The organism is Zunongwangia sp., from assembly GCF_048269745.1.
Taxonomy (GTDB): domain Bacteria; phylum Bacteroidota; class Bacteroidia; order Flavobacteriales; family Flavobacteriaceae; genus Zunongwangia.
The window spans coordinates 42734-56000 of record NZ_JBLXIB010000007.1 but is presented as its reverse complement, the minus strand read 5'-3'; the positions used below and the strand labels follow the sequence as shown (position 1 = coordinate 56000).

The 13267-nt window shown below is 33.5% G+C and carries 9 protein-coding genes and 1 tRNA gene; 2 read left to right on the top strand and 8 right to left on the bottom strand.

From position 1 onward, the window contains the following. Positions 1–3: 3 nt before the first annotated feature. Complete coding sequence (locus tag ACN0WI_RS09805) at positions 4–1026, bottom strand: PAS domain S-box protein (protein WP_417886567.1); 1023 nt, start codon at positions 1024–1026, stop codon at positions 4–6. Positions 1027–1186: 160 nt separating this feature from the next. On the opposite strand from ACN0WI_RS09805, the gene ACN0WI_RS09800 reads away from it, so the two are divergent. Next, positions 1187–2035: an aldo/keto reductase gene (locus tag ACN0WI_RS09800; protein WP_417886566.1), complete on the top strand. Its 849-nt coding sequence runs from the start codon at positions 1187–1189 to the stop codon at positions 2033–2035. Between the two features lie 26 nt (positions 2036–2061). Here the strand turns inward: ACN0WI_RS09800 and ACN0WI_RS09795 are convergent, their stop codons facing one another. Then, positions 2062–3633, bottom strand: a complete 1572-nt coding sequence (locus tag ACN0WI_RS09795; RefSeq protein ID WP_417886565.1) for an NADP-dependent glyceraldehyde-3-phosphate dehydrogenase — start codon at positions 3631–3633, stop codon at positions 2062–2064. A gap of 146 nt (positions 3634–3779) precedes the next feature. Between ACN0WI_RS09795 and ACN0WI_RS09790 the strand changes: the two genes are divergently transcribed. Next, positions 3780–3853, top strand: a tRNA-Pro gene (locus ACN0WI_RS09790). A gap of 203 nt (positions 3854–4056) precedes the next feature. Here ACN0WI_RS09790 and ACN0WI_RS09785 read toward each other — a convergent pair. From ACN0WI_RS09785 to ACN0WI_RS09760, 6 genes are all read right to left on the bottom strand, one after another. After that, complete coding sequence (locus ACN0WI_RS09785; RefSeq protein ID WP_417886564.1) at positions 4057–5085, bottom strand: LLM class flavin-dependent oxidoreductase; 1029 nt, start codon at positions 5083–5085, stop codon at positions 4057–4059. A gap of 36 nt (positions 5086–5121) precedes the next feature. Beyond that, positions 5122–5391 carry an ArsR/SmtB family transcription factor gene (locus ACN0WI_RS09780; RefSeq protein ID WP_417886563.1) on the bottom strand — a complete coding sequence of 90 codons (270 nt, stop codon included), beginning with the start codon at positions 5389–5391 and terminating at the stop codon, positions 5122–5124. 152 nt (positions 5392–5543) lie between these two features. Next, entirely contained in the window at positions 5544–5843 is a 300-nt protein-coding gene (locus tag ACN0WI_RS09775) for a hypothetical protein (RefSeq protein WP_417886562.1), read from the bottom strand. A 134-nt stretch (positions 5844–5977) separates the two neighbouring features. Further along, a complete protein-coding gene (locus ACN0WI_RS09770) occupies positions 5978–10474 on the bottom strand; it encodes an excinuclease ABC subunit A (protein ID WP_417886561.1) in 4497 nt (1498 codons plus the stop codon). Between the two features lie 333 nt (positions 10475–10807). Continuing rightward, positions 10808–12226, bottom strand: coding sequence for a phytoene desaturase family protein (locus ACN0WI_RS09765; protein WP_417886560.1), 1419 nt, complete (start codon positions 12224–12226; stop codon positions 10808–10810). Positions 12227–12250: 24 nt separating this feature from the next. Then, positions 12251–13120 carry an SDR family oxidoreductase gene (locus ACN0WI_RS09760; protein WP_417886559.1) on the bottom strand — a complete coding sequence of 290 codons (870 nt, stop codon included), beginning with the start codon at positions 13118–13120 and terminating at the stop codon, positions 12251–12253. Positions 13121–13267 lie beyond the last annotated feature (147 nt).

Sequence of the window (13267 nt, the reverse complement as noted above, 5' to 3'; positions counted from 1 at the left end):
ACCTTAACGAGAGGTCTCATTTACTGAATATTTGGCTTCTGATGCTTTACTGGAAATAGTACGGATAATTTTATCTAACTCAACAGATGCTTTTTGAATTTCATCTAAGTAAAATTGATCAGTGATGGGATTACTCTGTTTAGAATCGTTAATTAATTCCATAATTCGAACTAAAGGAGCACGCAATTTATGGCTCTGTAACCAAGATATGTCTTGTAATAATTGATTTTGTTTTTTTATGGCAGATACTTTTTTTAGATATTCTGTTACATCATTTGCTAATGAAATGCGAACCATTCTCCCATTAAAATTAATCAAATTGCTATTTATTTCTACAGTTAGCCTATTTCCCATTTTATCGATATGTTCCGATAAGCCTTCAAATTTATTAGAGATATCTGTTTTGTTATTTTCAATAATATCTAAAAATTTTTGTATAGTTTCTGTAGGCCTAATATCCAAAAGAGTCATATTAAGAAACTCTTTTCGAGTGTATCCATATTTTTTTATTGCAGCATTATTAATATCGAGAAACGACAGAGTATCAATATCAAAAACAAACATGGATTGTGGACTTAACTCAAATAATTGCTGGTAATTTTGCCAAGAATATTTCAGATTACTTATACCTTTTTGCTTCTGTAATTCGTGGTTTAAAATTTTATAAAGTGAAAAGGCATCAAAATGTTTTTTATAGAAAAAATCATAAATTCCAAAATTCAAACATTTAATACCTATTTCCATATTTGAAGATCCACTTAATCCTATAACTGGTAATTTTGGAAAAAGCTTAATTATTTTATCAAAATAATTTTTAATTTTTGAAAACGTAGAAATTTTAGCAATATCGAGAAATATTAAATTGATATTACTATTCGTATATTTTTCCTTTATTAATTCAAAATTAGACGAATAATGTACTGTAAAATTTATTTTTGCTTCTTTTTGAAGCATTATAAAAGAAGATAAATCATTTTTATCAGTATAAACATACAATATTTGATACTTCGAGGATTCAATACTCATTGCTAATCAATAAGTTAAATTAAATTTAAAGCCAATAAATTTAAAAAAAATAAGCGGAAAATGTTAAAATAAAAACAGAAACTTTTAATTAATTTTTTTGAAAATATAGTTATCTATACAAATAAAAAACACATAATTTTAGGTATTAAAAAACTGAAAAATGACTATTACAGATAAAGATGGTGTAAGTGTTTTAAATAACGGTTATAAAATGCCTTATTTGGGTTTAGGCGTCTATAAATCTAAAGCTGGCAAAGAGACAGAAGAAGCTGTTTTAACTGCTTTAAAAAATGGATATCGGCATATCGATACAGCTAGCTTTTATGATAATGAAGAAAGTGTAGGACAAGCATTATTAAAAAGCGAGATTTCCAGAGATTCAATTTTTGTAACTAGTAAAGTTTGGAATACCGATCAGGGTTATGAAAATACAAAAAAGGCATTAGAAACTTCTTTAAAAAAGTTACAGCTCGAGTATTTAGACCTTTATTTAATTCATTGGCCAGTTCCGGATACTCTAACCGAAACATGGCGAGCTTTAGAAGAACTTTATAATGAAGGAAAAGTAAAAGCTATTGGTTTATGCAATTGTTTGGAACACCAAATTGATGAAATTCTAGAAAATGGCAACATCACTCCGATGGTTTTGCAAAATGAATGCCACCCCAGATTGGTACAGCAAAATATGATTGATTATTGTCAGGACAAAAACATTCAGTATGAAGCATGGTCCCCATTAATGCGCGGACAAATTTTAGATCACCCTGTATTAAAAAAAATAGCAAAAAAACATCGAAAATCGGTTGCACAAATAATTATCCGTTGGGATTTGCAAAAAGGAATTGTAACCATTCCCAAAAGCGTGCACGAAAACCGAATTAAAGAAAATATTAATGTATTTGATTTTGAATTGACTTCGGAAGAAATTCAAGAAATCGATTCATTAGATAATAATGAACGAACCGGAGCTCATCCCGATCATTTTATGGAACATTTTTCCAATAAATAATCGGGATAGTTTCCGTAGTTCTTAGCTTACAAAAGGTAATCGGTACTTACAAAATTAGAGGATTTGCTTTCTAGCAAGTTCTCTAATATTTTATTGTTTTTCGGATTATCTTTAGAAGCTACAAAAGTTCTGATCGAGAATGAACGCAATGCATCATGAACACTAAGTGTACTTACCGCAGAATCTTTTCGTCCGGTGAATGGAAAAACATCTGGCCCACGTTGGCATGAACTATTTAAATTTACGCGACACACTAAATTTACCAATGTATCGATAAGTGGAGCAAGCTCTGAAATATCTTTACCGAATAAGCTTACTTGCTGCCCGTAATTAGAATTTGCAATTTCTTCTAAAATCTCTTCAATCTCAGTAAATGGTTTTATAGGAATTACCGGTCCAAATTGTTCTTCTTTATACACTCTCATTTCTGGAGTTACCGGATATAATACTGCTGGGAAAATAAAATTGTCATAAGTTTGACCTCCATTTTCATTTAAAATAGTTGCTCCATTAGCCTTTGCATCATCTATTAATTCTTGAATATACGCCGGTTTATTTGGTTCCGGTAAAGGTGTTAAACTTACTCCTTCTTCCCAAGGATTTCCAAATTTAAGAGCGTCTACACGTGCTGAAAATCGTTTATTAAATTCTTCTCGAATAGCTTCGTGAACGTATACTATTTTTAAAGCAGTACAACGTTGCCCGTTAAAAGAAAGTGTTCCAGATAAACATTCTTCAATCGCTAAATCTAAATCGGCATCCGGTAAAATTATCGCCGGATTTTTTGCTTCTAAACCTAACACTAAACGCAATCTGTTTTTATGTGGGTGTTGATCTTGCAATGCTATAGCCGATTTGCTATTTCCTATTAAAGCTAACACATCTATTCTTCCGGCTTCCATTATTGGTGCAGCAACTTCTCGCCCTCTTCCGTAAACTACATTTACTACTCCAGGAGGAAAACTTTCTTGAAATGCTTTTAATAATGGTGATAGTAATAGCACGCCATGTTTTGCCGGTTTGAAGATTACCGTATTCCCCATAATTATTGCAGGGATAAGCAAGGCAAAGGTTTCGTTTAACGGATAGTTATAAGGTCCCAAACAAAGTACAACTCCTAGAGGTCCTCTTCGAATATGTGCATATACACCGTCCTTTTTAGAGAATTTAGCACTATCTCTATCTAACTGTTTATAATCTTCAATTGTATCTAGAATATATTCTACGGTACGATCAAATTCTTTATAAGAATCGGGCATCGATTTACCGATTTCCCACATTAGGTATTTTACCACAGTTTCCCGCTGTTCTTTCATTTTCTCAACGAAATTTTCCATACAGCTTATTCGTTTCGAAACTTTCATAGTTGGCCAGTCTCCTTTCCCTTTACCGAATGCTTTACATGCAGATTCTAAAACTTCTAAAGCTGCTGTTTTATCCATATGCGGTACAGTTCCTAATAGAGTAGGCTGATAATCTTCAGTTGAAGAGATGGTAGAATAAACCTCATCAGTTTTTCCTTCCCATTGTATGAGTTTTCCATCGCTTAAGTATTCTTTTTGGTGTAAAAGATCTGTAATTTTAAGTTGTTCGTTCATTATTTGTGGTTGTTGGATAATATCAAATAATGAAGATACTTAATATTTTAACATTCTGGAGTATTTTCGAGTAAAATTGATTTTTAAATATACTGATTTTTAACTTTGAGATTAGTTAATATTAACTTTACTTTGCAAGTATTAATCGGGATGTGGCGCAGTCTGGTAGCGTATACGCCTGGGGGGCGTGGGGTCGCAGGTTCAAATCCTGTCATCCCGACAATTTTATTTCTTACATAGAACTTGCAATCAGTATTTTAGATAAATCTGATTTATTATATTATTTGTAAGTAAAGCCTATTCATCATTTAAAATTTAGATTATTTACATCTTTTTTTAAATAAAAAGCTGACTATCCTAAAAATAGAATAGTCAGCTTGCTAATAGTCTTTATAAGTTTTCGGAATAATCTAAATTACTTTATTATTTTTCAGGATTATTGACTTGCTTATTAATTTTCTGCATAATTTCAGCAAATGTACTGACTGATTTTTTTCTATCTTCAGCATCATAAATAGCAGAAACAGCTATTAATTCATCTACACCGGTTTCATCTATAAAATTGCTAACTTGTTTCCTTACAGTTTCTTTACTTCCTACGAAAGAATAGTTAAGCATTTGCTGAACAGAAGGATGATTCAAAACACTTTTTAATTCAGATGTCATGGGTGTTGGTGGTTTTAGGCCATCGCGTTCGCCAGTTAATATTCCTAGGAACATTCGTATTAATGTTGTAAATAATTCATTCGCTTTTTCATCTGTTTCAGCAATAATTACATTTACACCTGCCATACAATATGGCTTTTCTAAAACTTCTGAGGCTGAAAACTCTTCTCTATATATCTGTAAAGCATTATGCAAATGTTTTGTTGCAAAATGACTCGCAAAAGCATAAGGAAGCCCTTTTCTAGCTGCTAAATGTGCACTATCGGTACTAGAACCTAAAATATAAAGCGGAACGTTTGCACTTTCTGCTATTGGAGCTCTTACTTCTGAAGTTTTATTTTCAGTAGAAAAATAACGTTCAATCTTCGCTATTTCGTTAGGAAAAGATTGGGCTGCTTGCATAAAATCTGAACGTATGGCACTGGCTGTTTTAGGATCTGTTCCTGGAGCTCTACCTAAACCAAGATCAATTCTCCCAGGATATAATTGCGCTAAAGTTCCAAATTGTTCGGCGATTACTAATGGGGAATGATTAGGCAACATAATACCTCCTGAGCCTACTTTTATTGTGCTTGTATTATTAGCAACATATCCAATTAAAATTGAAGTTGCAGCACTGCCTACATGCTCCATGTTATGATGTTCGGCAAACCAAAACCTATGATATCCTGAAGCTTCTGCCACTTTTGCTAAATCTAAAGAGTTATTCAAAGTTTGTTTATAGGTATTGCCTTTTGAAACATGAGCAAGCTCAAGAATCGAATATTTTATTTCTTTACTATCCATATATTTAAATGTATCAATATATTAATCGTTGAAAATTTATAAGTTTTTTAATGTAGATAAATAATCATCAAGCACTTCTTGATTTAAAGCGTAGAAATAGAAACGCCCTTCTTTATGCGGAATTATCAAATCTGCTTCTACCAATCTTTTAATATGATGACTGATAGAGGGTTGTGCTAAATCAATCGAATTCACTATGGCTGTACAATCTAATTTTCCTTTACTCGATTGTATTGCTTTTAAAATAAGAAGTCTATTGTGATCACTCAAGGCTTTAGCTATTTTTTCAACTTGCTTTAAATTCAAAATCTATAATTACTGATTAGTTTTTTGTTATTTTACTAGGTACAAGTTAGTAGGAACTATTCAAAATCCTTACAAATTCATTAAATTTTGATTTATACCAAAAACCCCTTATCCGTAAATTACCAAAAAGGGTTTTATAAAAATATACCCACTTAAATTTCCATATAATCTTGTTTCTTAGATTCTTCAATTAAATGCTTATCGGCTCCGGTAGACCATAAAGCGCCATATATTAAAATAGATTGAGACAACAAGCGGATAAACCGTTTTTTATCTGAATCTAAACCAAAAGCATCAATTCTATTTTGATAATGGGAGATATTTCCTAGAAAAATAAGAGTATAAAACAAAGCTAAAAAAAGACCTGTATCTATTCGTTTTTCTTTCCATAACAGCATGGCTACCCCTAAAGATATTTCGGATATTCCGGAACTTAGCACTACCAAATCCATTATTTTTGGATTATTGGGTGGTAAGCAACGTGGTACTTGTACTTAAAATTCTTTTCTTTTAAAATTAAAGAAGATTTTAAAGGCTACCAACTTGTACTGCTAGTTTAGTAAAACTTTGACTTTGACTATTACTTTTAGTTCAACTCCATCCCCACTCCAATTTTTTGTAACAAATATTGGTTATGATCAACCACCAATAAATCATTTTTTTGGCTGAGTTTGGAAAGCATGGCAAATAGCAAATCGATATCGGCATAATGTAAACCGATGCTGGGTTCATCTAAAATCAGCAATTCATTTTCGGTTTTATTTTGAAACCAATTGAACAATAATAATCGCTGTTTTTCTCCAGATGATAAGGATTTAACAGGTTGTTCTAATCGTAAATGGGCTAAGCCAATTGCTGTTAATTCTTCTAATACATAAAGTGTTTTTTCTGAAGCATTTGCAGTTTTTAACCAATTTTTTGCTTGGGCAATAGTCATTGCCAAAACCTCAGCTATAGTTTTAGAATATAAGGTATGTTTTAGAATATGATCTTGGTAACGCTTTCCGTCGCAGACATCGCAGGTTTCAATGTAGTTAGCAGCCACATCTAAACTGGTTTCTACATATCCTGTTCCTTTACAATTAGGGCACTGACTCGTTTTTGTTTTATACGAAAAATCTTTCGGTTTCAATCCGCTCTCTTTAGCAAAAAGCGTACTGATTACTTTTAAAATATCTAAATATGAAACGAGTAATGTTGCATTATGAGCTTGTAGCTTTTTAGGCTCAAAATATTGCGCACTTTTGTACGATTTTGGATAGTCAATTGTTTTGCAATTTACCGGTGTACTTTGTACAATACTGGGAATTAAAATATCTTTTACTAATGTGGTTTTTCCAATTCCAGATTTTCCGGTTATAGCAGTAATTCCACCAATCGGAATAGTTAATGACTCTTTTTCCAGCGTATGCTTTTTTAATTGCTGAATTGAAATTCTCGATTTAGAAAGACGAAGACGAAGTTGTAGACTCGTTTTCGATGCTTTTAAATAAGGATGACATTCAGCGGTTTCTAAAAAGGCTTTTGGGCTACCTTCAAAAGTTATATCGCCTCCATGTATACCCGCACCCGGACCAATTTTAACTAAATGATCGGCGGCTAAAACCAAATCTTTATGATGTTCGATTACAATAACTGTATTTCCTTTTGCGACTAAACTATTTAGCAGATTAATTAAATCCGGAATGTTTTGTTCTGATAATCCTGCAGAAGGCTCATCTAGCATATACGTAATGCCTTTTAGCGGACTGTTAAGTTGTTTGATTAGCGCAATTCGTTGTTGCTCTCCGCCACTAAGTGTTTTCGATTTTCGATTAAGCTGTAAATGATCGATATGCAATTGCCTAGCTCGCTCTAAGGTAAGGATAAGATGTTCTTGAAGTTTCTCGAGCAATTGCCTATCAATTTCATCAGTAGGTTTTGCAGTTTTAATCCATTTTTCAAATTCATTAAAATCCATCTTCTTTATTTCATAGATGGATTTTTGATCTAACTGAATTTCTAAACGTTCAGGTTTTAAACCACTACCTTCACAATGGCTACAAGTGGTTGTCGACAATAAAGCGCTTAAGTGATGAATGCTTTTATTTTTTCGAGTTAAAAAATATTCATCCATTAAATACGTAAACAGCCCTTTCCAAATCATTTTTACCTGCTGTGTACCTTCGCGAGATTTTGTTTTAAAATGCCACTGGGCTTCCCATTCTTTGTCAGGTATTCCTTCAAAAATGATGGCTTTTTGCTTTTTATTTAAATCTTTAAAAGGAGTTTGTAAATTGAATCCGTATTCTTTTCCAATTTCTTCAACAATTGCCATATACTGCCCTCCTGCTTGCCCGTAATAGTACAAGGCTTTATTATGCTCAAATACTCCTTCGGCGATACTTAAATTGTCATCTCTCACAATTTTAGATACATCAGGTAACAACTCTTGCCCTAATCCATCACAAACACCACATTTCCCTAGTTCATGGTTATTAGAAAAATGACTCGCCGACCATTCTTTACCTTGGTATTGTGCCTTACGAGAAAATGCGAAACGCAAACTTTTATCAATATCGGTTTGCTTGGCAATGTCTGATCGGTCTGAAAAATTCTTTTCTTTACGCGTAATACAAATACTTGGCATTAATCCATTAATATGAGAAACTTCAAATTGATAATTAACCCCTACTCGATTTTGCTGATAGCTCGAAAATTGCTTACTCATTTCCTGTAAGCCATAGCCATGTAAGGTATCGATAACCAAAGAAGATTTTCCAGAACCGGAAATCCCGGTTACTACTGTTAGTTTTTCTTTCGGTAGATCAATACTAATATCCTTTAACGCGTGGGTTCTGGCTCCTTGGATGGCAATAGTTGTTGTTTCTTTTTTTTCTGGAAACACTGCTTCTTTCTCTTGAATTTCTTCGGAATTAGCAACCCAAACATCACTAGTTAACTGAAATAATTCATGATTTTCGAAACATACAATTCCGGCTGTTTGTTTTTTTAATTGATGTAAAGCATCTAACAATTGCTGTACATTTAACTGATGCAAACCAATGCTGGGCTCTTCTAGCAGCAACATAGTATTTTTAGCGGTTTTCGAAAAATGCTTGGTTAATTTAATTCGTTGAGCTTCACCACCCGATAACGTATTAGAGGGTTGCCCCAATTTAATATAACCTAATCCTAAACTAATCATTAAGGATAATACCTCAGCTAACTTTTTTTCTTCTTTAAAGAAATTGTAGGCTTCTGAAATACTCAAATTATAAATTTCAGCAATGTTTTTTTGATGAAAGGTTACTTTCAGAACTTCGGGTTTAAACCGTTTACCATTACAAGTTGGGCAAGTTTGATTGATAGTTCCCATTACACTCATCGATAAGGTAATAACACCCGCGCCTTCGCAACGCTCACAACGTCCTGCTTTATTGTTGAATGAAAAAGAACTTTTAGTGAGTTTTAACAATTTTGCTTCTGTAGTTTTCGCTAATATATCGCGTATTTTATCTGCAATTCCGGTATACGTAGCCGGGTTACTTCGTGGTGTTTTCCCGATAGGTTGATCAGAGACCGTTTGTAGCTTTATAGCTTCATTATCACAATAGGTTTGTAAATGCTGTACAATTGTTTTCGTTTTTCTGCTAATTACGGATAATCCATTTTTTTTAGGTTGAAAATAAGCTTCATCAACAACTTCCCGGCTAGATTTTGCTTCAGTTGATTGGTTTTTCAAAACTTCTAAAGTAGGGCTTGCTAACTGTTTAGATTGAAGAAACTGTTGAGTAGCACCATTGAAAATAATTTCTCCTCCTTCAATTCCGGCTTTTGGCCCCAATTCTACAATCCAGTCCGATTTTTTTATCAAATTCAAATCATGTTCCACCACCATTACCATATTCCCACGACTAATTAATCGGCGTAAAATATGATACAAATGCTTTTGATAGGCTGGTGACAAACCGATAGAAGGTTCATCAAAAACATACAAAATACCTTGCAAACTACTGTTTACCTGTTTTATCAGTTTAATCCGCTGGCCATCTCCCGAAGAAATTTCCGTACTCGGTGTGCTTAACTGGTAGTGATCCATTCCTAACCGAATTAAATCCTGCAGTTGCGTACCTAATTTTTCAATTAATACTTTTTCTCCTCCGTTTAATTGTAGATTTTTCAACCTATCATACAGTTCCTGCAGCGGCAAATCCATCCATTCTTTAAAATTTAAACCTTTCCATTTAAATTTTAGATGTGCTGCTTTTATCCTAGCGCCATGGCAACTTGGGCAAACTTTAGAACTTACAAAACGTAAAATACTTTTGTTCCGATCTAACCGAAGTATGTTATTCATTATAGGAAGCATTCCTTTGTAATAGCCTATTTCACGAGGTTTCGCTTTAAAACCTTCCCAACGCAGGCGAGATTCTAAACTATGTTTACCATAATAAACCTGAATACGATCGCTCCCTTTTAAAATAACATCTTGCTGCTCGGCACTTAAATCTTTCCACGGGATATCAACGCTAAACCCATGTGCGTTACAAACTTTATTCAGTTCTTCAACCGTAATTTGCGAATACACAATATAACCACCCGGCAATGTAGTTACAATAGCGCCTTCCCGCAGTGTTTTCGTCTCATCTCCAATTAATTTATTTAAATCGATATACTCCGCTTCACCTATACCACGACAATATTCACAGGCACCTTTTGGATGATTAAAAGAAAACAGCGATTTGCTCATTTTTTCTGCTGCGAAATAGCGAGCAAACAAAATCCTGAAAATTGGGGTTAATTCTGAAAGTGTCCCGAAAGTTGCATTAATCGACTGAAATCGTTTTGATTGTTCCACTTTTATCACCGGTGGTAGTTCAGAAATGGTATCAACTTCAGCGGTGGGAATTGCCGCTGCGTTTTGTTGATTATACGCCGGTAAACTTTCTAAAAAATACCGGTAGCCTTCGTTACCGATAACATCCATTGCTAATGAAGATTTTCCCGAACCCGATAAACCTGTTACCACAATTAGTCGGTTTTCAGGTATTTCTAAAGATATATTTTTTAAATTATTTTGGTAAGCGTTTTGTATGCGCATATAGGAGTATTTATTCGATAATCGAGATTAAATGCTCCGAGGTAAGCCTCGGAAATCGAAATATTTTTTTGATAAATGCCTCATGGCCTTGTCTTGAGATATTTTGACTTGAGAAACTCAAATATATAAAGATTTTAAAGGCTTATATAAATCTCCTGTATCTTAAGTAAATTCTCGTAAAACAAATAATTGCTACAAGTATTAATCACTGAATTTTGACTTTGATTTTATTCGATAATCGAAATTCAATGTTTTGAGGTTCTCCTTTACATAAGAAAAAATTTCTAATAAACGACTCATGGGCTTGCTCTTAGGTAATAGTACTTAAAGTCATTAAAAATGATCTTTTAATGCTTGTTTAGCAGCATTTACGCCACCCATTCCATGAACACCTCCACCTGGTGGTGTTGAGGAAGAGCAAATATAAACTGAATTATTCGAGGTTTTATACGGAGAAATTTTTACTACAGGTCTTGTAAAAATCTGTGTAATATCTTGCCTTCCTCCATTAATATCACCACCTACCAAATTGGGATTAAACAATTCAAGTTTTTCGGTATTCATAACCGAACGTTTCAAAATCGTTTGTTTAAAACCGGGAGCTGCTTTTTCAATTTGTTGCTCTATTAATTCGGTACAATCTTTTTTACTTCCGTTTGGAACATGACAATATGCCCAGGCTGTATGTTTATTTTCAGGTGTACGCGTAGTATCAAAAACAGTTGGCTGCACCAGTAAAACATAAGGTTTATCAGAGATTTTCCCTTCAGAAATTACTTTTTCTGAAATTTCTATTTCCTCAGGACTAAAACCAATATGTATCGTTCCTGCTTTTCTGCATTTTTCATTCAAAAAAGGAATGGGTTCATCTAAAGCCCAATCTATTTTAAACACACCAGATCCGTACTTGTAATTTGATAGTCGCTTTCGGTAAGAAGTACTAAAATTTAAACCTTCAATGTGTAAAAGCTGTTTAGGCGTAAGATCGAATAACTGAATTTTTGAAGATGGAAGCTGTTTAGAACTGGTGATAGTTTTATTTAAAATCAGCTCTCCTCCCAAATCTTTATAATATTCTAGCAAAGCATTAATTAGAGATGAAACTCCTTTCTCTGGGAAAGGCCACCCATTTAGGTGCGCCATAATTGTTAATACTAATCCGAAAGATGCTGATGCTAAATTAGTAAGCGGTAATGTGGAATGTGCGGCTGCGCCGTAAAACAACGATTGACTCTTTGATTTTTTAAAATAATGATTAGCTAATGTTTTTGCCGGAAGCAATGCATACCTGCCAAAATTTATAAATTTAAAAGGATGCGATGGAATACCTAACGGGCCTAAAATATCATCCGCTATTTTTGGCCAATCTGTTACTAAAGTACCCATCAATTTAGTATACGCCACTTCATCTTCTTCAAGACCTTTGGCTGTTTTTTCAACTTCTTTATAACAAGCTACGGCATCTCCGTTTTCAAGCGTTTGTGCAAAAGGAATATCCGGAAATATCCATTTTAATCCGTATTTTTCTAAAGGTAATTGTTCAAAAAAAGGCGAGCTATATGCCATCGGTAATACTGCAGACCCTATATCGTGCTGAAAACCGGGTAAAGTTAGTTCTCCAGTTTTAGTAGCGCCACCCGGCTGAGGTTTAGCTTCTAGTATTAGTGTTTTTAATCCTTTTTGCTGAAGATAAATAGCGGCTGCAATACCATTGGGACCACTTCCTATAATTACAGCATCATACTCCTGCATAGTTTTATTTTTTGCTAGGTTTAACTATTTAATTTTATCTAAATCTATTTCTTTTAAGTAATTTTCAAAACTTAAAAATCCTCTTTTCTCTCCAATCATATCATGAGTCATTATATGTGTGAAATAAGATAATTTATGCCCGAATTGTTCTTTGCTTATTAGATTAGAGAAATCATTCCCTACTTTAGCTAATGTAGTTGGTATTTTTACTATTTTTCCTCTAATATGCTTCTGAATCATTTCCGCCATTTCTTCTCGAGAATGTACAATCGGGCCACCTATTTCCATAAGTTTCGGAAGATCTAAAAAAGTTGTCATTATATAATTAGCTAAATCGCCATGATAAATACTATTCGTTTTAGCCTGCCCATCTCCTAGCAAAGGAATAATTTGTCGCTTAGCCATAATAATCAAATCGTTTAATCCCGAGAAAAAACCAACCGGACGGATAATCGAATATTCTAATCCCGATTTTTCCAGTTTCTCTTCAACCATTTTATGCATTCTAGGTATTGTAAATTCAGATGCACTATCGGCACCTTTCATCGAAACATAGAAGAACCTTTTTACCTGATGTTTTTTTGCATCGGCTATAATATTTGAATTTGCTTTATAATTATTGTCATAAAAAGAATTCGATGTAGGATGAAACAAGCTAATCGATTTTCCTAAAGCGGAAACCACATAATCGATATCTTTAGTTATATCTTGTAACTGATTTGTCTCCTTGCTCGCATCTAAACGCCAAATATCAGCTGTATATTCCTTTAATTTTACAAATCCTTCTTCAGAACGTGTAAGCACTCTTACCTTAAATCCTTTTTCTATAGATTCTCTTACCAAATGCATTCCCAACGCACCGGATGCACCCACTATTAAAATTGTTGATGCCATATAATGCTGATTTTTAATAAATGTTAGCTTAAAAAGTAATACAAGATAAAAAAAGCAAACAGCTACAACACGGCTATACTCCCAATACTTTTATAAATTAATTATGCAAATTAACAGTAAATTATGTTTTTTCGAGACTAGACATTT